The organism is Arthrobacter sp. AG367 (genome assembly GCF_007828995.1).
Classification (GTDB): domain Bacteria; phylum Actinomycetota; class Actinomycetes; order Actinomycetales; family Micrococcaceae; genus Arthrobacter.
The window spans coordinates 41,873-62,367 of sequence record NZ_VIVE01000003.1; the positions used below are offsets into that span (position 1 = coordinate 41,873).

The following is a 20,495-nucleotide window of genomic DNA, read 5'->3' on the forward strand; positions in this document are numbered from 1 at the left end:
TTTCCCATTACGCTGCAAGGGGAACTACTCTGGCCAGTTATGGAGTCCGCACACTATTTCAGCACGTCCCCCGCCGGCCCCTTTACCCGTAAGCCACTCACGGTGGAGCTGGCCGGCGAGACCCGCAGGCTCCACACCTCCGCGGGAATCTTCAGCCCGGACGGGATCGACAAGGGCACCGCAGTGCTCCTCGCCGGTGTTCCGGCGCCGCACCCCCAGGGGAACCTGCTGGATATCGGATGCGGCTGGGGGCCCATCGCACTCACCATGGCGCTGCTGGCGCCCGGGTCGACGGTCTACGCCGTGGACGTCAACGAACGCTGCGTCGCCCTGACCAACGAAAACGCGGCCGCGCTGGGGCTGTCCAACGTCGTCGCCAGTACACCCCAGGAGGTGGACGCCGGCGTCAGGTTCGACACCATCTGGTCCAACCCGCCCATCCGGATTGGCAAGGAGGAACTGCACGCCCTGCTGAAGCTGTGGCTTCCGCGCCTCGCGGACGGCGGCACGGCATGGCTGGTGGTACAGAAGAACCTGGGCTCGGATTCGCTCCAGCGCTGGCTGGCCGCCGAACTGGACAGTTCCTATACCGTGACCCGCGAGTCAACGTCCAAGTCCTTCCGGATCCTGAAGGTTACGAAAGCGTCCCGCTCGCCACAATGACGGCGGGGCCGCTGAGTTCCACGTGCTCGTGGCCGGCGGGGCCGGCGAAGAACTTCACGCCCACCACACCTCCGGGAACGTTGACCCGCCAGGCATCAGGGGCTTCCGCGCCGGCCCAGTGCCGGATGGCGACGGCGGCAGCACAGGCCCCCGTTCCGCAGGACTGGGTCTCCCCCACGCCTCGCTCATGCACCCGCATGGTCACGGATCCGACGCCGTCATGGACCAGAGGCTCCGCAGGGACGACGAACTCCACATTGGTCCCATTCACGGGGACCGGATCGACCTTGGGAGCCGTGAAGAGGCGTGTGCCTTCGAGCTCGCTGAGTTCCGCGAGGGCCACTACGGTGTGTGGGTTGCCCATGCTCACGGAGAGGGCCGGCCGGGGAACTTCCAGGCCGTCGGCAGTAACCAGGGAATCCATCGCCTTGGCGCTGGCCTCCCCGGGGAATATGAACTCCCACGGGCCCATGTCCACCGCGTAACCGTTCCCTGTCCGGACCACGGTCTTGACCCCTCCGCGGGTGCCGATGGTGAGTGATCCGCCGTCGGGCAGGTCGATCAGGCCCTCGGACCGCAGGAAGTGGACGAAGACCCGCACGCCGTTGCCGCACATTTCAGACAGTGAGCCGTCGGCATTGCGGTAATCCATGAACCATTCCGCGTCCGGGGCATCGGTGAGCAGTTCCCGGCCTTCCGGCAGGAAACGGGACGGGACAGCCCTGATCAGGCCGTCGGCGCCGATTCCCCGGTGCCGGTCGCAGAGCGCTGCGGCCTGGTCTGCGCCGATGGCGTGCACCCCCTCGGGATCGGCCACCAGGACGAAGTCGTTGCCGGTGCCATGCCCCTTGGAAAAGCGGAGCCCGCTCAGTGCGTGCAAGGCGGTCCCAGTGGCTTCTGCGGGGGTTGCATTCATGGTCACAAGCGTAACGGCGGATGCCGCCGGTGCTGAAACCGCGGCTACCGGCCCGGATCCTGGACGCACACCTCGGCCGCCTTACCCGTCAGCTCCGGGTCCTGCCAGTCCAGCCAGGTGATGCGGGGGTCGGCGCGGAACCACGTCAACTGGCGGCGCGCGAACTGCCGGGTGGCCACGATTGTTTCCTCTGCGGCCTGCTCAACTGTTGACGTGCCGTCGATGACCCGCAGGAACTGTGAATAGCCCAGTGCACGGGATGCTGTTTTGCCCTGCCGAAGGCCCCGCGCGTCCAGCATCCGGACCTCCTCCAGCAGGCTGGACTCCACCATCCGGTGAACCCGTACCGCCAAGCGCTCCCGCAGGACCTCCCGGTCCACGCTCAGGCCCACCTGCACCGCAGGCTGGTAGTACTCGCGGCGCGGCATGAAGGAACTGAAGGGACGTCCGGTAAGTTCATGGACTTCCAGTGCGCGGATAATCCGCCGGGCGTCCGAGACCCTGTCCGCGGATACGGGATCCAGGGCCCTCAGCCTGTCCAGCAGCGCCGGGGTCCCCAGCCGTATGTGGTCCGCCTCAAGCCGTGCACGGAGCTTGGGGTCGGTCCCCGGGAACTCCAGGACGTCCAGGGCGGCCCGCACGTACAGGCCGGAGCCGCCCGCCAGGATTGCGCGCTTGCCGCGGGCATGGATATCCCCGATGAGGCTGCGGGCCTGTTGCTGGAAGTCGGAGACGCTGGCTTCCTGGGTCACGTCAAGGATGTCCAGGAGGTGGTGCGGCACTCCCCTGCGCTCGGCCGTCGTGATTTTGGCAGTGCCAATGTCCATGCCGCGGTAGAACTGCATGGCGTCAGCGTTGATGACCTCGCCGTCCAGTTCGAGGGCAAGGTTGACGGCCAGGTCGGATTTGCCGGAGCCGGTGGGACCGACGACGGCGATGACAGGCGGGGCAGTCACCTTCAGGGGGTGCGCAGCGGCAGCGCGGGCATGCCAAGGGAGACAGCCTTGGGTCCTGCGCCGGAGCCGGGGGCAGGCGCACCACAGGAGTCGGCCTGGGACCTGTCCCAGGCGTCCCCCGCCCGGGACCGGCGCAGGCTGTAGTCCTCCGGCGTGGGATCGGCCACCAGGTGGAAGGCCGCCGCCTCCGTAATGGTGACGGTGACGAGGTCTCCGGGCCTGGGTGCCGGGGCCCCTTCGGGGACTGAGAAGTGGACCAGCCGCTGGTCCTGGGAGCGGCCGGACAACCGGTGGGTTTCCTCCGACTTCCGTCCGGACTGGGCGGTGACCATGACTTCCAGCCTCCGGCCCAACTGCTTCCGGTTTTCCTCGGCGGCGATCCTGTCCTGCAGGGCGGTGAGGCGTTCGAAGCGTTCCTGGACCACGGCCTTCGGCAGCTGGTCCGGCAGGTCGGCAGCGGGCGTGCCGGGGCGCTTTGAATACTGGAAGGTGAAGGCGGTGGCAAAGCGTGACTTTTCCACCACGTCCAGCGTCGCCTGGAAGTCCTCTTCAGTTTCGCCCGGGAAGCCGACGATGATGTCGGTGGAGATGGCGGCGTGTGGAATCCTGTCCCGGACCTTGTCCAGGATGCCCAGGAACTTCGTGGAACGGTAGGAACGCTTCATGGCGCGGAGGATGCGGTCCGAACCGGACTGCAGGGGCATGTGCAGCTGCGGCATCACGTTGGGCGTCTCGGCCATGGCATCAATGACGTCATCGGTGAAGGCGGCCGGGTGCGGGCTGGTGAAGCGGACGCGTTCAAGGCCCTCGATTTCGCCGCAGGCGCGAAGGAGTTTGGAGAAGGCCTGGCGGTCGCCGAACTCGACACCGTAGGAGTTGACGTTCTGGCCCAGGAGGGTCACTTCGATGGCGCCGTCGTCCACGAGGGCCTGGATTTCGGCGAGGATGTCTCCGGGCCGGCGGTCCTTTTCCTTGCCGCGAAGGGCCGGCACGATGCAGAACGTGCACGTGTTGTTGCAGCCAACGGAGATGGATACCCAGCCGGAGTAGACGGAGTCGCGTTTGGTGGGGAGCGTGGAGGGGAAGACGTCCAGGGACTCCAGGATTTCCAGCTGGGCCTCGTTGTTGTGCCGTGCACGGTCCAAAAGTGCGGGCAGGGCGCCGACGTTGTGGGTGCCGAAGACAGCATCCACCCATGGTGCCTTCTTGAGAATGGTTTCGCGGTCCTTTTGGGCCAGGCACCCGCCCACGGCGATCTGCATGCCGGGGTTGGCGGCCTTCATGGGCGCCAGGATGCCGAGGTTGCCGTAGAGCTTGTTGTCCGCGTTCTCCCGGACTGCGCAGGTATTGAACACGACCACGTCAGCATGGTCGCCGGCTGCCGGTACGTAGCCCGCATCCTCCAGCATGCCGGCCATGCGTTCGGAGTCGTGCACGTTCATCTGGCAACCGAACGTGCGGACCTGGTAAGTACGCGGCTGCACTGCCCCGGATTGCGGAACAGCACCGGCTTGCGCATCAGCAGCAGGCTCAACGGACGCGGCAGCGCCGGAATGGGGGGAAGGAATGGTCAAACTCACCAGTTAAGGGTACCGGCTTTGGAGCATCCCGCTGTCGGGATCCTGCCGGGAATCCAGGACGTCGTTGACGATCCTGAACGCCTGGGACGGCTGGTAGCCCTTCCTGGCCAGCATGGAGGCGAGCCGCCGGACGGCTTTGTCCCGTTCCGACTGGTCAGGCAAAACCGTCCCGGGCCGGAGCTTGCGCTCCACCAGTGCGCGTGCCGCCGCTTCCTCGTCGGCGTCCGTCAGCTGCTCCAGGGCAGAAGCCGCCGTTTCCTGGTCGATGCCCTTCTCGGCCAGTTCGCGCCGGAGAGCGCCCTTGGCAAGCTTGCGGGACTGGGACCGGCTCCTGACCCACATATCGGCAAACTCGGCGTCATTGATCAGGCGCGCCTCCTGGAACTTGTCCAGCACCGCCTCGGCGACGTGTTCGGGGATATTCCGTTCCGCCAGTTTCCGGGCAAGCTGCAGCCTGCTCTTGGGAGCTGCCGTGAGCTGGCGGTACACGATGGCCTGCGCCACCGAGAACGGATCCGGTTCGGCGTCAACAGCCTGCGGATCCTCAGGGATGGAAAAGCCGTCCGGCGGCCCTGAAGAGGGGCCGCCGGACCGGGCCCGCCGTGAACGTGGTCCGGTCAAGGGCTAGAACCCGTCGACGGCTTTCAGCTTTGGCGCGTCCTTGGACTCGTCCTCGGCGGGCTTGACCCCTACGCCGAGCTTTTCCTTGATCAGGCGTTCCAGTTCAGCCGCGAGCTCGGGGTTGTCGCGCAGGAAGCGGCGCGAGTTCTCCATGCCCTGGCCCAGCTGGTCGCCGTCGTACGTGAACCAGGAACCGGACTTCTTGATGATGCCGTGCTCCACGCCCATGTCGATGATCCCGCCTTCGCGGGAGATGCCCTGGCCGTAGATGATGTCGAACTCAGCAACTTTGAAGGGCGGAGCCATCTTGTTCTTGACGATCTTGGCCTTGGTCCGGTTACCGACGGAATCGGCACCTTCCTTGAGGGTCTGGATCCGCCGGACATCGATGCGGACCGACGCGTAGAACTTCAGGGCCTTACCACCGGTGGTGGTTTCGGGGGAGCCGAAGAAGACACCGATCTTTTCGCGGAGCTGGTTGATGAAGATGGCGGTGGTCTTGGTCTGGCTCAAGCGTCCGGTGATCTTACGCAGGGCCTGGCTCATGAGCCGTGCCTGGAGGCCGACGTGGCTGTCGCCCATGTCACCTTCGATTTCGGCGCGCGGCACCAGGGCGGCGACGGAGTCGATGACGACAACGTCCAGCGATCCCGAGCCGACCAGCATGTCCATGATCTCGAGCGCCTGCTCACCTGTGTCCGGCTGCGACACGAGGAGGGCGTCGGTGTCCACACCCAGCTTGGCGGCGTAGTCGGGGTCCAGGGCGTGTTCTGCGTCGATGAATGCTGCGATGCCGCCGGCGCGCTGGGCATTGGCCACGGCGTGCAGGGCAACGGTGGTCTTACCCGAGGATTCAGGACCATAGATCTCGATGACACGGCCCCGCGGAAGGCCGCCAATCCCCAGAGCGACGTCCAGTGCGATGGAACCGGTGGGGATGACTTCGATCGGGGCGCGTACTTCGTCGCCCAGGCGCATGACCGACCCCTTGCCGAACTGCTTGTCAATCTGGGCAAGCGCTGCTTCCAGCGCTTTTGCACGATCCGGGGCTGCCGCCATGGTTGACACCTCTAATGCTTTCTCGATGGTGGCCTTCGCGGCCGTTTTATTGGTCATCTCTGACGCTACTGGGACCCACTGACATTCCGGCCTGAGGACAACGGCTATGTGGATAAGCCCAATAGAAAAAGCATAGCGTTATCCGAACAGGTATTCGAAGAGTGCCGGTCCTGCGGCGTGTCCGTCCAAGGGCGCTTCGGCTGCGGCAGGCTCACGAAGGACCACCCGGGAAGCCGTTGTTAGGCGCTGCTAGTCGCGGCGAGGGGCGATGTCCCGGCCCAGCCGCCGTTCGGCCGGGACGTCCTGGACATCGCAGACTGCCAGCCAGACTTTGCGCGGTTCGATGCCTGCAGCCAGCGCCTGGTCCGCAGTGCGCCCGCCGACGCCGGTCAGGACCAGGGTACTGCTCAGCACGCGGGAGTACCCCGCACCGAACTCGTCATCCATCAGACGCCAGTACTCGCTGATTCGCATCGGTAAATCCTCTCATGATTGCGGACCCTAGAATTGTTGCCATGAGCAACTCCCCGGATCTCCCGCCGCCGCCGGACGCAGGCGCTGATGCCGCCGATACCGCGCTGCAGAATGTTGAACACCAGATCAGCCTCTTCTGGCGGCGGGCCAGGGCCATCTCCAACCACCTCTCGCGCGAAGTCCACCCGGATATGGAGCCTGCCGCGTACGGGCTGTTAACGGTTATCCGCCGGGAAGGGCCCATCCGCCTGACGGAGCTTGCCATGAACATCGGGGTGGGCAAGCCGTCGGTCAGCCGGCAGATTGCCTTCCTGGAGAGCCTCGGACTGGTATCCAAGGAAGCCGATCCCCTGGACCGCCGGGCACAGTCCATCCGGCTGACGCCCAAGGGCGAAGAGAAGATGCACCAGGTCCAGGACGCCAGGCGCCAGGTTTTCCAGGAACGGCTGCGCGAGTGGCCCGTGCAGGACCTGCAGGAGCTGGCCCGCTACATGGCCAAGCTGAACTCCACCTACGAGCGTGACGGATTCCCCAGGGAAGGCGGAGGCGGCTCCCCCGCAGAAGAGGAATAGCCGCAGCGACGAACGGCCGGCAGGAGTACCACCAGCCGGGCACATCAATCGGGCGCCAACGCAGGAAGCCCCCGGCGCGGCCGGGGGCTTCCTGCGTTCCAAGGCCCACCTGTGGTGGGGCTGGCTTTACCGGGCGCCCGAGAGAAGGCCCGTGGAGAGTTCGTCGTTCAGTTCAGTGTTGAGGTCGCGCTCGAGGTCACGGCCGTAACGCTGGGAGAATTCCTGCGGAACTGTGTCCGGAACTGCGACGCCCTCGGCTACTGCCACACGGTCGCTGACTTCACGGAGCATGCTTGACAACGGAACATCCAGTGCCGAGCAGATTGAGGACAGAAGCTCTGACGAGGCTTCCTTCTGGCCGCGCTCCACTTCGCTGAGATACCCCAGGGAGACGCGGGCGCTGTGCGAAACTTCACGGAGCGTGCGTCCCTGACGCTGGCGGACATCGCGCAGCACATCACCGATTTCGTGACGAAGTACTACCATCTTGCGCTCCTTCTGTTCGCTCTTAGCCTGTTCGGCGAGGCCCACATCCTTCCAGCGGACAACGCCGTTTACGGATACGGGCTGCTTTACCATCTGTATCGCCTTGCTCCCTCATTGGTCAGGTTCACCGTGGGGCGAACCGTCGTGGTCATTTCATCCTAGGCGCCTCCACTATCCGGAAGCGACACAATGTAATAACTAATCGGTACCGGCTTTTGTTCCCGGCAACTTTACGCCCGGTAACTTGGGGTCCGGCAGGCGTCAGGCGGGCAGTGCCTCGAGGAGCCGTTCCAGGGCGGCGGCGCAGGCTGCGGCCCTGATGTCGGGCCTGCTGCCGGTGAAGGAGTATTCGAAAGCCGCCGTTCCGGCCGCTGTGGCAATTCCAATGTAGACGCGCCCCACGGGCTTGCCGTCATGGGCATCGGGACCTGCCACCCCCGTTGTGGAAATCCCGACGTCGGCGCCCAGGACCGTGCGTGCCCCGGCTGCCATGGCACGGGCAACGTCGGGGTCCACGGAGCCGGCACGGGCCAGGAGGTCGGCAGGAACGTGCAGCACCGCCTCCTTCACTGAGTTCTGGTAGGCGACCACACCGCCCTGCAGCATGCCGGAGGCCCCGGGAGTGTCGGCAAGGACAGCGGACACCATCCCCGCCGTCAACGACTCGGCGGTGGCGACGGTCTGCCCGGACTCGAGCGCCTGCTGGACGGCCTGCCCGGCCAAACGGTGGAGGTTGCTCATGCCTGGTCCTGGCCCGTCGCTGATTCCTGCCCGCTGGCTGTGTCCTGCCCCGTCACTGTGTCCTGCCCTGTGACAGTCCCTGCCTGCCGTTTCCCCTTCGCGCGCAGTCGCAGGGCCTCGATGACGTATTCGACGCCGGTCCACAGCGTGATCGCCACGGCAGCCATCATGACGGCAAACGCAACCCAGGACATCCAGGGCGCGAATGCCCCGAACGGCAGGAGATAGAGGAAGATCGCCGCGGTCTGCACCACGGTCTTGAGCTTCCCGCCCCGCGAGGCGGGAATGACCCCGTACCGGATCACGAAGAAGCGCAGGGCGGTGATGCCCCATTCCCGCACCAGGATCACCAGCGTGGCCCACCAGGGCAGCTCACCCAGCAAGGAGAGCATCACCAGCGCGGAGCCGATCAGGAGCTTGTCTGCGATGGGGTCCGCGATCTTGCCGAAGTCCGTGACCAGGTTCCGGCTCCTGGCGATGTCGCCGTCGAGCTTGTCCGTGTAGATGGCGACGGCGAAGGCCGCCACTGCCGCCCAGCGCCATGGTCCGGAAACACTGTGCAGGCCGGGCGCGTCCGCCACGAGGAACCACACAAAAAACGGGACCAGCGCGATGCGGATCATGGTCAGGACGTTGGGAAGGTTCCAGACCCCGGCACGGCCCTGGCCGGCGGCGGTTGCATCGGTGCTAGTCACGTTCCTAGGCTACCGGCCTAGCGCCCGGTGAGGGACCATGCGTCTTCGGAGCCGTCGTCGTCATCGCCGTACCCGCCGGGGGCGGAATCCGAGCCGTCGTAATATTCGACGTTCTGCTTCCGCTGGTCCAGGTCCGCCGCCACCAGGTCTTCGGCGTAGCCGCCCTGGGCGATGTTGGCGTTGGCATTGTCGCTGAGGGCAGCGGTCTGGGAATCGGCGGCGGCCGGCGCCTCCTGGCCCTTCATGGCGGCCAGGACGGCGGCGAGGTCATCAGGTTTGACCAGCACATCGCGCGCCTTGGAGCCCTCGGATGGTCCCACGACGCCGCGGGATTCGAGCAGGTCCATGAGCCGTCCGGCCTTGGCGAACCCGACGCGGAGCTTGCGCTGCAGCATGGAGGTGGAGCCGAACTGCGTGGTGACCACCAGCTCCGTCGCCTGCAGCAGGACCTCGAGGTCATCCCCGATGTCGTCGTCGATCTGCTTCTTGGGCGCTTCGGCAGCAACGTCGTCACGGTAGGAAGCCTGCAGTTGCCCCTTGACGTGTTCCACCACCTTGTGGATCTCCGACTCGGTAACCCAGGCGCCCTGGACGCGCATGGCCTTGGAGGCGCCCATGGGCAGGAAGAGCGCGTCACCCTGGCCAATGAGCTTCTCGGCGCCGGGCTGGTCCAGGACCACGCGGGAGTCGGTGACGGAGGACGTGGCGAAGGCCATGCGCGAGGGCACGTTGGCCTTGATGAGGCCGGTGACAACGTCCACGGACGGCCTCTGGGTGGCCAGCACCAGGTGGATGCCGGCGGCACGGGCAAGCTGGGTGATGCGGACGATCGAGTCCTCCACGTCGCGTGGTGCCACCATCATCAGGTCGGCAAGCTCGTCGACGATCACCAGCAGATACGGGTAGGGCCTGATGACGCGCTTGGAGTCCACCGGCGGCTGAACCTTTCCGGCCCGCACCGCCTTGTTGAAATCGTCGATGTGCTTGAAGCCGTAATTTGCGAGGTCGTCGTAGCGGGCGTCCATTTCGCGGACCACCCACTGCAGCGCCTCGGCGGCTTTTTTGGGGTTGGTGATAATGGGCGTGATCAGGTGCGGGACGCCCTCGTAGGCCGTCAGCTCCACGCGCTTGGGGTCCACCATGACCATGCGCACCTCGTCAGGGGTGGCCCGCATCAGGATGGAGGTGATCATGGAGTTCACGAAGGACGACTTACCGGCGCCGGTGGCCCCTGCCACCAGGAGGTGCGGCATCTTGGCCAGGTTGGCCACCACGTAGCCGCCCTCCACGTCCTTGCCCACACCCATGACCATGGGGTGGTCGGTGCGCCGCGCATTCTGGCTGCGCAGCACGTCGCCCAGTGACACGGTTTCGCGGTCGGTGTTGGGGATTTCGATGCCGATGGCGGACTTGCCGGGGATGGGGCTCAGGATGCGCACGTCGCTGGAGGCCACAGCGTAGGAGATGTTCTTGGACAGCGCGGTGACGCGCTCAACCTTGGTTCCGGGAGCAAGTTCGATTTCGTACCGGGTGACGGTGGGACCACGGCTGAAGCCGGTGACGGTGGCGTCGACGTTGAACTGCTGCAGGGTATCCGTCAGGGCAGCGACGACGGCGTCATTGGCTTCGGTGCGCTCCTTCGGGATCGAGCCGGGTGTCAGGTAGTCCGAGGCAGGGAGGGTGTACGTGACGTCCCCGGCGAGCGAGAGCTGTTCGGTCCGCTGCGGGATGGGAACGGGCGGCGGCGCGGGGGCCACCGGGTTGGAGGGCACGGTGGGCGCGGCGGCGGCTTTGGCGGGAGCGGCGGCACCGGGGATGACCAGGGGGATGGCCTCGGTGGCGTTTTCCGCCGGAGGTGCCTGGGCACCGGCACCCAATCCCTGGGCTGCCTTGATCTTTTCGACGGCGATCTCCGCCTGGGTGGGGCGCCGCACTCCGGGCGCGGGCCGCTCGGGTTCGGGCTCGTCGTCGTCAATGACGGCGTGCTCGAAGGCTTCGTCGCCCACGTAGCCCTCAAGGCCGGCGTCGGACTCCTGGTCCTTGCCGAAAAGCTTCCGCTTCTTCTTCTTGGGCGCAGCGGCAGCCGTGCGTTCGAGGTAGCTGCGGTCGTGGGTGTCCTGGTGTTCCTGGTCCATCAGGTCGATGCCCATGAGGTGTTCATAGGCGCCGCGGATGCGGCGCGGGATCGCCGTGAACGGGGTGGCGGTGATGATCAGTACCGACACAAAGGCCAGCAGGGCATACAGGGCTACAGGCACAGCCGGATGGATGGCGGCCAGCGGCGTGGCGGCCAGGAAGCCGAGCATCCCGCCGGCTTTGCGGAGGCCGTCGAAGCCGTCGGCCACGGTGGGCTGGCCGCCGAGGATATGAGCCAACCCGCACCCGGCGAAGGTCATGATCAGGAAACCGATGCCCACCCGGTTATTGCCCCGGCCGTCCGAGGGCCGGCGGAACAGCCGGAAGGCGCACACGAACAGCATGAGCGGGAGCAGCAGGGAGATCCAGCCGAAGGTGCCGTTCACCACGGCGTAGACGGCGTCCGGGAACCAGCCCGTCAGTCCCCACCATGCGAAGGTGGCGATGAAAATACCAAGGGCCAGGTTGAAGAGGGCGGCACCGTCGCGGCGTTCCTCCGTGGGGAGGTCGCTGACGTCGTGGCCGATGCGGCGCACTCCCCCGCCCACCAGGTGGCCCACTCCAAGCCACGCTCCGCCCACCACGCGCAGCAGCCAGGGCTGGTGGTGCTCGACGGCGGGAAGCTGGCGGGTGCGTGCAGTGCTGGTTGAGCCGCCGCGCCCTGTCCTGCTGGCGGTGGAGCCGGTTCCGCGGCCTGTGGAACTGCCCGCTTTGCTGCCGGAGCTCCCCCTGCCGGTACCTTTGGGCGCGGAAGTAGTACGTGTGGCCATAATAGCCACGGTACCGGAAGCATGCTGTGATTCCGGGGATATCGGGGCCGCCGGGCCACCCGCCGGGCGCCAGGTGCGGACCTGCCCGGACGCGCCCGGGGACCGTCCGGATGCGCCGAAGGGCCCGGTCCATGAAGAACCGGGCCCTTCCGGGTGTGCACCAGCGCGACGCCAGCCTGGTGTCAGGCCTCGAGCACCACGGGAATGATCATGGGCTTGCGGCGCAGCTTGCGGTTGACCCAGGTTCCCACGACGCGGCGTACCACCTGCTGGAGCTGGTGGCTGGTGTGGTCGGCGTGGTTCTGGACCGCTTCCTCCAGGGCTGCGTTGATCTTGGGGATGATGTCGTCGAAGACCGAATCGTCCTCGGCAACGCCGCGGGCGTGGATCTCGGGTCCGGACACCACCTTGCCGGTGGCGCGGTGGACAACGGTGATGATGGAGATGAAGCCTTCATCGCCCAGGATGCGGCGGTCCTTGAGGTCGGCGTCGGTGATCTCGCCCACGCTGGAGCCGTCCACGTAGACGAAGCCCACCTCGACCTGGCCGACGATGTCTGCCTGGTGGTCGCGGAGGTCGATGACCGTGCCGTTGTCAGCAAGGATCACGCTGGCATCCGGGACGCCGGATTCGATGGCGATCTTGCCGTTGGCGATCAGGTGCCGGGTTTCGCCGTGCACGGGCATGGCGTTCAGCGGCTCAAGGATGTTGTAGCAGTAGAGCAGCTCGCCGGCGGCGGCGTGGCCGGAGACGTGGACCTTGGCGTTGCCCTTGTGGATCACGTCGGCGCCGAGCTTCAGGAGGCCGTTGATGATGCGGAACACCGCGTTCTCGTTGCCCGGGATGAGGCTGGAGGCCAGGATGACGGTGTCGCCGTCCCCCACCACCACGCGGTGGTCGCCGTTGGCCATCCGGGACAGGGCCGCCATGGGCTCGCCCTGGGAGCCGGTAGACATGAGCACCACGCGGTTGTCCGGAAGGTTGTCGATGTTCTTGATGTCCACGATCAGTCCGGCGGGGACGTCAAGGTAGCCCAGCTTTTCGGCGATGGCCATATTGCGGACCATGGAGCGGCCCACGAAGGCCACCTTGCGGTTGTGCTTGGCCGCTGCATCCAGCACCTGCTGCACGCGGTGGACGTGGGAGGAGAAGGAGGCCACGATGATGCGCTTGGTGGCCTGGCCGAAAAGCCGCTCCAACGTGGGGCCGATTTCCTTCTCGGCCGTGGTGAATCCGGGGACGTCGGCGTTGGTGGAGTCGGACATGAAGAGGTCCACGCCTTCTTCACCCAGTTTGGCGAAGTGCCGGAGGTCAGTGATGCGTCCGTCCAGCGGCAGCTGGTCCATCTTGAAGTCGCCGGTATGCAGGACAGTGCCGCCCGCCGTGCGGATGAACACCGCCAGGGCATCCGGAATGGAGTGGTTCACAGCCACGAACTCGCATTCGAACGGCCCGAACTTCTCAACCTGACCCTCTTCCACTGTCAGCGTGTAGGGCCGGATGCGGTGCTCCTGCAGCTTCGCCTCGATCAGCGCGAGGGTCAGCTGAGATCCCACCAGGGGAATGTCGTTGCGCAGGCGCAGCAGGTACGGCACGGCGCCGATGTGGTCCTCGTGGCCGTGCGTGAGGATCACGGCCACGACGTCGTCCAGCCGGTCTTCGATGTAGGAGAAATCCGGCAGGATCAGGTCAACGCCGGGCTGGGTTTCCTCGGGAAAGAGGACGCCGCAGTCCACGATCAGCAGCTTGCCGTCGATTTCGAACACGGCCATATTCCGGCCGATCTCCCCGAGTCCGCCAAGCGGAACGATCCTGAGCGTGCCCTGGGGCAGGCGCGGAGGGGTGACAAGGCCGGTAAGGGCAGTTTGGGTCATAGTGCACTACTTTCCAGGCGGAAGGGTGCCGGTCTTAGCCTCAGGAGAAGACCAGCCCCGCTTCCGCCAAATCCCCGCGGATGGTTTCGATCTCGGTTTCGTCCGGCTCCACGAGGGGCAAACGGACGATCGAGTTGGGCAGGACTCCCTGCCATTTAAGAATCTGTTTGGCCGCCACGGCGCCCTGGACCCGGGTCATGGTGGCGCGTACCACCGGCTGCAGCTCGAAGTTGATCTTGCGCGCGGTGCCGAGGTCGTTGGCGTTGATGGCGTCGATGAGTTCGCGGAAGCGGCGGGTGGCGACGTGGGTGGTAACGCCCACCAGGCCGACGGCGCCCAGCGCCATCCAGGGAAGGGTCAGTCCGTCGTCGCCCGAGTAGAACAGGAGGTCCGTTTCCGCCATGACACGGGTGGCTGCCATGAAGTCGGCCTTGGCGTCCTTGACGGCCACGATGTTGGGGTGCTGCGCCAGCCGGATCATGGTGTCTGGCTCGATGGCGATGGAGGACCGGCCGGGAATGTCGTACAGCATGACGGGTACGTCCACGGCCGAGGCGATGGTCTCGAAGTGGGCGCGGACACCAGCCTGGCTGGGCTTGTTGTAGTAAGGAGTCACCAGGAGGAGGCCGTCGACGCCGAGGGCAGCAGCCTGCTGGGAAAGGTGGACCGAGTGCGCGGTGTCGTTGGTGCCGGTGCCGGCGATGATGGCCGCCCGGCCGCCGACGGCCTCCTTCACGGCGCGGAACATGCCGAGGTTCTCTTCGTCAGTCAGCGTGGAGGTTTCACCGGTGGTGCCGGTGACCACCAGGCCGTCACAGCCGTCGTCGACAAGCTTGCTGGCCAGCGCTGCCGCCTGGTCGTAGTCCACTGCGCCGTCCTTGGTGAACGGCGTGACCATGGCGGTCAGGAGGGTACCGAGGGCAGGGATATGCGCGGAAGAGTCAGCCATGGAAAAAACGTTACCCTGTCCCTGGCTGGTTAGGACAATGCCACGGGCGTGACAAGCGTCAAATACGGCTACGCCCGGATTTCGGAGTATCTGCTCCGGCGTGGCAATAGCGGCCGACGGCGGCCTGCCGGAGGTCCTCAGCCCAAGTGGCGAGCCGCTGCGCCGCCCGAACGTAGTGGAACAGCTCCGTGGGCGTCAGGGCGTCGATGTCTGTTTCCGCGAGTCGGCGGGCCAGCTCCGCTCCTTCCGGCTGGGCGGACAGGCTGATGCCTTCCCGTTCCCACTGGACGTCCTCGGCCGGACGCCCGGAGACAAGTTGGCGGAACAGGTAGTCCACCACGCCCGGGCTCATCGCCTTCAGCACTCCTGAACCCCGGCTTTCCTGCGGGGCAGGCTCAAATCCCTGCGGAGCAGGCTTAAATCCCTGCGGGGAAGCGGCTCCCAACGATGGCATCTCCATGGCCCCAATGCTATTCGAACATATATTCGAATACAAGAGCCCACACCTCCGCGTCTCCCCCTGCGGCAGCCAGCCCACGGACGCATGTGAGACGATCTGGTCATGACGTCCCGCACCCCGGCCACCCGGCCCCGGAAGACCGCAGACCGTCAACAACCGGGGCGTCTTAGGGGCATCGATGCGGCCCGTGGCCTGGCTTTGCTGGGCATGATGGCCACTCACCTGCTGCCGACGTTCGAATCGAACCCAAGCCTCACACCAACTTGGATCGGCCTCACGTTCTCGGGACGGGCCGCCGCCCTCTTCGCAGTGCTGGCGGGTGTCGGGCTTGCCCTGTCCACGGGAAAAAACAGGCCCTTGGAGGGCTCCGAACTCTCCGCGGCCCGCCGCGGGGTGGGGCTGCGCGCACTGGTGATTGCCGCCGTCGGACTGACCCTCGGCGGCCTGGACGTGAACGTGGCCATCATCCTGGTCCACTACGCCGTGCTGTTCCTGTGCGTCCTGCCCTTCCTGGGGCTGGGCGTGAAGCGCCTGTGTGCGTGGGCCGCCGGCTGGATCCTGGGCTCCCCGGTGCTGGCCTACCTGCTGCGGCCCTGGCTCCTTGCCCCGGAGCCGCCATTGAGGCTGGGCCACAACCCGGCATGGGGGGACCTCGGAACGCCGTCCCGGCTGCTCGCGGACCTGTTCCTCACGGGCTACTACCCGGTGCTGCAGTGGCTGTCCTACCTGCTGGTGGGGCTGGCCATCGGCCGCCTGGTGCTGACCAAGGCGCTGGTCCCCGCGCTGCTGCTGGTGGGCGGAACGGTAGTGGCCGTGGCGGCCAAGAGCCTGGGTGTCGCGGCCATGGAGGACTGGGGCGGCCGCGCAGCGCTGGAGAAGGTCCTCAACTCACCGGGCTACCCGCTGGGCAGCGTACTCCAGGTGAACCTGGCCGGACTCCCCCAGGAAGGTTCATGGTGGTGGCTGGCATCGGCCGCACCGCATTCGGGTACGCCGCTCGATTTGCTGCATACCTCGGCAGTTGCGGCGGCCGTCATCGGTGCCTGCCTGCTTCTGGGGCGGCTGGCCGAATGGGTGGACCTGGACCTGCTGCTGCCGCTGCGGGGACCCGGCGCCATGACGCTGACGCTGTACACCGTCCATGTCTGGGTGGTCTCCAGCTTCTACCTCAAACCGCTGCCCGCCGGCTGGACCGAGGACGGAATGTACTTTGCCCATGCCGCGGCTGCCATCGCCGTGGGCATCGTGTTTGCGCGGATGTCGTGGCGCGGCCCCCTGGAATGGGTGGGCCATACTGCAAGCCTGGTGGGGCGCGGCGGCTTCAAGGCCCTGTCCTGAACCCCTGCGGCAGCAGGGGCTAGGATGCCGTGGTGAAGAGCTTCACAGCGTCGCGCATGGAAGCCCGCGCGCGTTTGCGGTCCCCGGCGGCGTCATAGGCACAGCTGAGCCGGAACCAGGAACGCCAGTCATCAGGAGCGGCCTCGGCTTCGGCCCGGTACTTTTCGAACTCCGCGTCGGCTGCGGCGCGGACAATCCGGCCACCGGGCGTGCGGGGAAGCTCGTCCACCGGCAGCCCGCCTTCGGCTTCCAGGACCTTGGCCATCTGCTCGGTGCGGGCGCCAAACATCAGTTCGCGGATCAGGGCCCACGCGCCAACAATGGGCAGCACCAGGTAGGCGGCCCCGATGGCCTTGGCGGTGAGGTTGCTGTCTGCAAGGAGCAGGAGCGAGCGCTGGAAGGACACCACCAGGTAGAAGACCAGCAGCAGCGTCACCGCTCCCACCCAGATCTTGGTGCGGTTCTTAAGGAAACCGGCTGCGAACCCGTTCACCGCCTAGAGTCCCAGGTCCAGGTAACCGTCCAGGCCCACGGTCAGGCCGGGGTGGGCAGCAACGTTGCGCACGCCCAGAAGCACGCCGGGCATGAACGACGCGCGGTCGAAGGAATCGTGGCGGAAGGTCAGCTGCTCGCCGGGACCGCCCAGCAGGACTTCCTGGTGGGCCACGAGGCCACGGAGCCGGACGCTGTGGACGCGGACGCCGTCCACTTCGCAGCCGCGTGCGCCTGCGCGTTCTGAAGTGGTGGCATCCGGGCTGGGCGGCACCTGGGCAGCCTTGCGTTCAGCGGCGATGAGCTCTGCGGTGCGGACGGCGGTGCCGGAAGGGGCGTCCACCTTGTCCGGATGGTGGAGCTCGATGATTTCCACGGACTCGAAGTACTTTGACGCCTTCGCGGCGAACGCCGAAGCCAGCACAGAGCCCAAGGCAAAGTTGGGCGCGATGAGTACGCCCGTTTCCGGGTGCTCCGCCAAAAGGGATTCAAGCGCGGACAGGCGTCCCGCGTCCCAGCCGGTGGTGCCCACCACGGCGTGGATCCCATGCTCGACGGCGAAGCGGACGTTGGCTTCGGTGCTTTCGGGGACTGTGAGGTCCACCAGGTACTGGGCACCGGAGGCCGTCAGCTGCTCCAGCGAGTCACCCCGACCCAGGGCTGCGACGAGCTTCAGGTCGGGCGCGGCATCAATGGCCTTAACGGCCTCGGCGCCCATGCGTCCACTGGCGCCAAGGACGGCCACCAGTTTGGGGGCGGGGTGTTGTTCGGTCATGGGATTAACCCTACCGGCGGGACAGGTTGGGGCAGGAACCGGACGGCGTGCGTTACCTCGCAATTTGCGGAGCAACGCCGGCCGGCCCGGGCAGCGTGGAGGCGCGGCCCGGCGTGCCCCGGCGCGGCATCAGCTGCCGGCGCCGACCCATTCCACGGTGCCGTCCGAAAAGAACTGTTCCTTCCAGATGGGCACCTGGTCCTTGATCCGGTCCACCAGCTCGGAGCAGACGGCAAACGCCTGTCCGCGGTGTGCGGCGGATACCGCGCACACCAGCGCCGGGTCCCCGATCTCCAGCATCCCGATCCGGTGTGCGGCCCAGATCCTGACGGGTTGGGCTGCCTTTCCCGCGGGGGTCTCCCCGGCCGCGTCACCGGCCTCGGCGTCCTGCTCGGCAACCAGGCGCGCGACGACGTCGGCCATCACCTGGTGCGCCGTGGGGTGCGCACTGTAGCTGAGGCGCTCGACGGCCTTGCCGCCGTCGTGGTTGCGCACTACACCGCTGAAGCTGACCACCGCACCCGCAGTGTCGCTTTCCACCGCGGCAATAGCCTGGTCCACGGAGATGGGCTCCGCGCTCAGGACTGCCCGCACTACCTCGAATGCTGCTTCAGTGCCCATGTCCGCCTTCCAACTGGTCGCAAAGATGTCCGATCACCGGGTCCAGGACGCTCAGCCCATCCATGACACCCTTCGGTGACCCGGGCAGGTTCACAATGAACGTCTGCCCGGCAGCGCCCGCATAGCCCCTGCTCAGGGCCGCCAGCGGAGTCTTGGCAGCGCCGGCACGCCTGATCGCCTCCATGATGCCCGGGATTTCCCGGTCCAGCAGGGGCAGGGTGACGTCGGGTGTCCGGTCGTCCGGGCTGAGGCCGGTTCCGCCGCTGGTGATGACGACGGCGGGACGCTGGGTGAGGAGCGCCCGGATGGCAGCGCCCACGGGCTCGCCGTCGGGAACCACCATGGCCGGGAAGACGTCAAAGCCGTGTTCAGTGAGCCAGTCGGTGATCACGGGGCCGGTTTCGTCGTCGTAGATGCCCGCTGCGGCACGGGTGGACGCGATAACGACGCCGGCCTTCCGCCCCTGCACGTCGCCGTGGCGGTGGGGTTCGGAGACGTCCAGGATGTTGGGGTCGGTCACAGTGCCCAGTCTCCGCTCTTGCCGCCGCTCTTGGCCAGCACCTTGATGTCCGTCAGGACGGCATGCTTGTCCACGGCCTTGATCATGTCGTAAACGCTGAGGGCTGCCACGGAGGCAGCCGTCAGGGCCTCCATTTCAACTCCCGTGACGCCCCTGGTCTTCACGGTGGAGCTGATGGTGACGGCGGCCGCGCCGAGGTCGAAGTCAACGGTGACTTTCGAGAGGGGCAACGGATGGCACAGCGGAATCAGGTCCGGCGTCTTCTTGGCCGCCATGATGCCGGCCACCCGGGCAACGGCCAGGGCGTCGCCCTTGGGGAGCCCGCCGGAGCCCAGGAGCTGCATCACCTCGGGGGTGGTCCGGACGGTGGCGGTGGCGGTGGCCTCCCGCGTGGTCTCGGCCTTGGCGGAGACATCAACCATCTGGGCGCTGCCGTCCTGGCGCAGGTGCGTCAGTGCGGGGGTATGTTCTGCGTTCACAGCATCCATACTTCCACCTCGTCGCCGTCAGCGAGTTCCGTTACACCCACAGGGACATGAACCAGGACGTTCGACCCCGCGAGTGCGTGCATCAGGTGCGAACTCTCGCCGCCCTCCAGCTTCACGGTCCCGTCCGGCTGCAGGCTGCCGCGGCGGACCTGGTGCTTGTGCCCGGGAGAGGTGAGCGGACGGCCCGGGCCCCCAAGATCAAGGCGGGCGCGCAACGGCAGCCTCCGGCCCGGTGCCCCCAGCAAGGCTGACAAAGCGGGACGGAGGAACATCTCGAAGGACACCAGGCAGCTGACCGGATTGCCGGGAAACCCAAGGAATGGCACGCCGTCGAACGTTCCCAGTCCTTGGGGGCCGCCCGGCTGCATGGCCACGTGCACGAAGCGGACCGGCTGGTCCGCCATTGCCTGCCGCACTACCTCGTAGGCTCCCTTGCTGACCCCGCCGGTGGTGACGATCAGGTCAGCCCCCGGGCTTTCGGTCCGCAGCAGCGCCTGCAGTTCCGCCGGAGTGTCGGTGGAGATGCCGGTGCGGCGGACTGTGAGTCCCGCCTGCTTCATGGCGGCCTCAAGGAGCGTTCCGTTGGAGTCGTATATTTTGCCGGGAGGAAGCGGCAGGCCGGGTTCCACCACTTCGTCGCCCGTGGTGACGAGCAGGACGGTCACCGCCTTGTACACCGCCACCTCCGGGAGGCCCAAGGCAGCGAGCAGCCCCAACTGGGCCGGCCCCAGGCAGGTCCCCGAGGCCAGCGCCCGCTCCCCCGCTGCGATGTCGCTGCCCGGGAAGCGCACGAACGTTCCCGGCGCGGTGCCGGGCAGCCGCACGGTGGCGCCGCTGCCGTCCCCCGCTGTGTTTCCGGGGTCCAGGAAGTGATCGGGCACCGCCTTTTCAATGGGTACGACGGCGTCGGCCCCCGCCGGGATCATGGCACCGGTCATGATGGGTGCCGCGGTTCCTGGTTCGAGTGGCTCCGGGCTTGACCCGGCCGGAACCGGGGGCATGATGCGGAGGTCCCCGCCGCCGTCGGGAAGGTCGCCGGAACGGACGGCGTATCCGTCCATTTGGGAATTGGCGAAAGGAGGAAGGCTGAGTGGCGCGGCCACATCGTCCACCAGGGCCCGGCCCAGCGCCTGGCTAAGCGGGAGGGTTTCCATCCGGTCCATTGACAGGAGCGGCCGCAGGAGTTCCACGACTGCGGCGGCATGGCCAGCGACCGACCGGGAACCCTCCGCTGCATGGTGGACGTGGCCTTCCGGGGTGTGGTCTGCCAGGGCGTGCGGGGTGTGGCTGGTCATGGATACGCCTTTGG

22 protein-coding genes are annotated in these 20,495 nt (G+C 66.8%); 3 read left to right on the forward strand and 19 right to left on the reverse strand.

The window, feature by feature from the left end; genetic code table 11:
• Nucleotides 1-39 precede the first annotated feature (39 nt).
• Nucleotides 40-663, forward strand: a complete 624-nt coding sequence (locus FB478_RS09960; RefSeq protein WP_056390903.1) for a class I SAM-dependent methyltransferase — start codon at nt 40-42, stop codon at nt 661-663.
• On the opposite strand, the gene dapF is transcribed toward FB478_RS09960, so the two are convergent.
• The 6 genes from dapF to FB478_RS09990 form a co-directional block, all read right to left on the reverse strand.
• The gene (gene dapF, locus FB478_RS09965) at nt 635-1,579 is read right to left on the reverse strand and encodes a diaminopimelate epimerase (protein WP_056390943.1); all 945 of its coding nucleotides are present in this window, start codon (nt 1,577-1,579) and stop codon (nt 635-637) included. The two genes, FB478_RS09960 and dapF, sit on opposite strands and share 29 nt — an antisense overlap.
• 44 nt (nt 1,580-1,623) lie before the next feature.
• Entirely contained in the window at nt 1,624-2,535 is a 912-nt protein-coding gene (gene miaA, locus FB478_RS09970) for a tRNA (adenosine(37)-N6)-dimethylallyltransferase MiaA (RefSeq protein WP_144600342.1), read from the reverse strand.
• 2 nt (nt 2,536-2,537) lie between these two features.
• Nucleotides 2,538-4,115, reverse strand: a complete 1,578-nt coding sequence (gene miaB, locus FB478_RS09975) for a tRNA (N6-isopentenyl adenosine(37)-C2)-methylthiotransferase MiaB (protein ID WP_222430063.1) — start codon at nt 4,113-4,115, stop codon at nt 2,538-2,540.
• Between the two features lie 3 nt (nt 4,116-4,118).
• Nucleotides 4,119-4,619: a regulatory protein RecX gene (locus FB478_RS09980; protein ID WP_196804798.1), complete on the reverse strand. Its 501-nt coding sequence runs from the start codon at nt 4,617-4,619 to the stop codon at nt 4,119-4,121.
• 120 nt (nt 4,620-4,739) lie between these two features.
• Complete coding sequence (recA, locus tag FB478_RS09985) at nt 4,740-5,795, reverse strand: recombinase RecA (protein ID WP_026266121.1); 1,056 nt, start codon at nt 5,793-5,795, stop codon at nt 4,740-4,742.
• 249 nt (nt 5,796-6,044) lie between these two features.
• The gene (locus FB478_RS09990; RefSeq protein ID WP_018771595.1) at nt 6,045-6,269 is read right to left on the reverse strand and encodes a DUF3046 domain-containing protein; all 225 of its coding nucleotides are present in this window, start codon (nt 6,267-6,269) and stop codon (nt 6,045-6,047) included.
• 41 nt (nt 6,270-6,310) lie between these two features.
• Here FB478_RS09990 and FB478_RS09995 point away from each other — a divergent pair, with 41 nt between their 5' ends.
• Nucleotides 6,311-6,841: a MarR family winged helix-turn-helix transcriptional regulator gene (locus tag FB478_RS09995; protein ID WP_056390913.1), complete on the forward strand. Its 531-nt coding sequence runs from the start codon at nt 6,311-6,313 to the stop codon at nt 6,839-6,841.
• Nucleotides 6,842-6,967: 126 nt separating this feature from the next.
• On the opposite strand, the gene FB478_RS10000 is transcribed toward FB478_RS09995, so the two are convergent.
• The 7 genes from FB478_RS10000 to FB478_RS10030 all read right to left on the reverse strand — a co-directional run bounded on the left by FB478_RS10000 (nt 6,968) and on the right by FB478_RS10030 (nt 14,952).
• Nucleotides 6,968-7,420, reverse strand: a complete 453-nt coding sequence (locus FB478_RS10000) for a helix-turn-helix domain-containing protein (RefSeq protein ID WP_018771597.1) — start codon at nt 7,418-7,420, stop codon at nt 6,968-6,970.
• Nucleotides 7,421-7,588: 168 nt separating this feature from the next.
• The gene (locus FB478_RS10005; protein ID WP_056390915.1) at nt 7,589-8,068 is read right to left on the reverse strand and encodes a CinA family protein; all 480 of its coding nucleotides are present in this window, start codon (nt 8,066-8,068) and stop codon (nt 7,589-7,591) included.
• Nucleotides 8,065-8,763, reverse strand: a complete 699-nt coding sequence (pgsA, locus tag FB478_RS10010) for a CDP-diacylglycerol--glycerol-3-phosphate 3-phosphatidyltransferase (protein ID WP_056390918.1) — start codon at nt 8,761-8,763, stop codon at nt 8,065-8,067. Before pgsA ends, FB478_RS10005 begins: the two co-directional genes overlap by 4 nt.
• Nucleotides 8,764-8,780: 17 nt before the next feature.
• On the reverse strand, nt 8,781-11,669 hold the full coding sequence (locus FB478_RS10015) for a DNA translocase FtsK (RefSeq protein ID WP_144600345.1): 2,889 nt from the start codon (nt 11,667-11,669) through the stop codon (nt 8,781-8,783).
• A 182-nt stretch (nt 11,670-11,851) separates the two neighbouring features.
• Entirely contained in the window at nt 11,852-13,543 is a 1,692-nt protein-coding gene (locus FB478_RS10020) for a ribonuclease J (RefSeq protein ID WP_018771601.1), read from the reverse strand.
• 40 nt (nt 13,544-13,583) lie between these two features.
• Nucleotides 13,584-14,492: a 4-hydroxy-tetrahydrodipicolinate synthase gene (gene dapA, locus FB478_RS10025; protein WP_018771602.1), complete on the reverse strand. Its 909-nt coding sequence runs from the start codon at nt 14,490-14,492 to the stop codon at nt 13,584-13,586.
• 58 nt (nt 14,493-14,550) lie between these two features.
• On the reverse strand, nt 14,551-14,952 hold the full coding sequence (locus tag FB478_RS10030) for a hypothetical protein (protein ID WP_223994651.1): 402 nt from the start codon (nt 14,950-14,952) through the stop codon (nt 14,551-14,553).
• A gap of 102 nt (nt 14,953-15,054) precedes the next feature.
• On the opposite strand from FB478_RS10030, the gene FB478_RS10035 reads away from it, so the two are divergent.
• Nucleotides 15,055-16,290, forward strand: coding sequence for a heparan-alpha-glucosaminide N-acetyltransferase domain-containing protein (locus FB478_RS10035; protein WP_144600347.1), 1,236 nt, complete (start codon nt 15,055-15,057; stop codon nt 16,288-16,290).
• 19 nt (nt 16,291-16,309) lie between these two features.
• On the opposite strand, the gene FB478_RS10040 is transcribed toward FB478_RS10035, so the two are convergent.
• From FB478_RS10040 to glp, 6 genes are all read right to left on the reverse strand, one after another.
• Nucleotides 16,310-16,783, reverse strand: coding sequence for a hypothetical protein (locus tag FB478_RS10040; protein WP_018771605.1), 474 nt, complete (start codon nt 16,781-16,783; stop codon nt 16,310-16,312).
• A 3-nt stretch (nt 16,784-16,786) separates the two neighbouring features.
• Nucleotides 16,787-17,557 (reverse strand): 4-hydroxy-tetrahydrodipicolinate reductase, encoded by a 771-nt coding sequence (gene dapB, locus FB478_RS10045; RefSeq protein ID WP_144600349.1) that lies wholly within the window; start codon nt 17,555-17,557, stop codon nt 16,787-16,789.
• A gap of 129 nt (nt 17,558-17,686) precedes the next feature.
• The gene (locus FB478_RS10050; RefSeq protein WP_018771607.1) at nt 17,687-18,178 is read right to left on the reverse strand and encodes a molybdenum cofactor biosynthesis protein MoaE; all 492 of its coding nucleotides are present in this window, start codon (nt 18,176-18,178) and stop codon (nt 17,687-17,689) included.
• On the reverse strand, nt 18,168-18,698 hold the full coding sequence (locus FB478_RS10055) for a MogA/MoaB family molybdenum cofactor biosynthesis protein (RefSeq protein ID WP_018771608.1): 531 nt from the start codon (nt 18,696-18,698) through the stop codon (nt 18,168-18,170). The genes FB478_RS10050 and FB478_RS10055 overlap by 11 nt, the downstream gene beginning before the upstream one ends.
• Nucleotides 18,695-19,186, reverse strand: coding sequence for a cyclic pyranopterin monophosphate synthase MoaC (moaC, locus tag FB478_RS10060; RefSeq protein ID WP_026266123.1), 492 nt, complete (start codon nt 19,184-19,186; stop codon nt 18,695-18,697). Before moaC ends, FB478_RS10055 begins: the two co-directional genes overlap by 4 nt.
• The gene (glp, locus tag FB478_RS10065; protein ID WP_018771610.1) at nt 19,174-20,481 is read right to left on the reverse strand and encodes a gephyrin-like molybdotransferase Glp; all 1,308 of its coding nucleotides are present in this window, start codon (nt 20,479-20,481) and stop codon (nt 19,174-19,176) included. Before glp ends, moaC begins: the two co-directional genes overlap by 13 nt.
• Nucleotides 20,482-20,495 lie beyond the last annotated feature (14 nt).

Bases quoted from the DNA above. Each gene is read 5' to 3' on its own strand.
- FB478_RS09960 (WP_056390903.1), top strand. From the start codon at position 40: ATGGAGTCCGCACACTATTTCAGCACGTCCCCCGCCGGCCCCTTTACC.
- dapF (WP_056390943.1), bottom strand. From the start codon at position 1,579: ATGAATGCAACCCCCGCAGAAGCCACTGGGACCGCCTTGCACGCACTG.
- recA (WP_026266121.1), bottom strand. From the start codon at position 5,795: ATGGCGGCAGCCCCGGATCGTGCAAAAGCGCTGGAAGCAGCGCTTGCC.
- FB478_RS09990 (WP_018771595.1), bottom strand. From the start codon at position 6,269: ATGCGAATCAGCGAGTACTGGCGTCTGATGGATGACGAGTTCGGTGCG.
- FB478_RS09995 (WP_056390913.1), top strand. From the start codon at position 6,311: ATGAGCAACTCCCCGGATCTCCCGCCGCCGCCGGACGCAGGCGCTGAT.
- FB478_RS10000 (WP_018771597.1), bottom strand. From the start codon at position 7,420: ATGGTAAAGCAGCCCGTATCCGTAAACGGCGTTGTCCGCTGGAAGGAT.
- FB478_RS10005 (WP_056390915.1), bottom strand. From the start codon at position 8,068: ATGAGCAACCTCCACCGTTTGGCCGGGCAGGCCGTCCAGCAGGCGCTC.
- FB478_RS10015 (WP_144600345.1), bottom strand. From the start codon at position 11,669: ATGGCCACACGTACTACTTCCGCGCCCAAAGGTACCGGCAGGGGGAGC.
- FB478_RS10020 (WP_018771601.1), bottom strand. From the start codon at position 13,543: ATGACCCAAACTGCCCTTACCGGCCTTGTCACCCCTCCGCGCCTGCCC.
- dapA (WP_018771602.1), bottom strand. From the start codon at position 14,492: ATGGCTGACTCTTCCGCGCATATCCCTGCCCTCGGTACCCTCCTGACC.
- FB478_RS10030 (WP_223994651.1), bottom strand. From the start codon at position 14,952: ATGGAGATGCCATCGTTGGGAGCCGCTTCCCCGCAGGGATTTAAGCCT.
- FB478_RS10035 (WP_144600347.1), top strand. From the start codon at position 15,055: ATGACGTCCCGCACCCCGGCCACCCGGCCCCGGAAGACCGCAGACCGT.
- dapB (WP_144600349.1), bottom strand. From the start codon at position 17,557: ATGACCGAACAACACCCCGCCCCCAAACTGGTGGCCGTCCTTGGCGCC.
- FB478_RS10050 (WP_018771607.1), bottom strand. From the start codon at position 18,178: ATGGGCACTGAAGCAGCATTCGAGGTAGTGCGGGCAGTCCTGAGCGCG.
- moaC (WP_026266123.1), bottom strand. From the start codon at position 19,186: ATGGATGCTGTGAACGCAGAACATACCCCCGCACTGACGCACCTGCGC.
- glp (WP_018771610.1), bottom strand. From the start codon at position 20,481: ATGACCAGCCACACCCCGCACGCCCTGGCAGACCACACCCCGGAAGGC.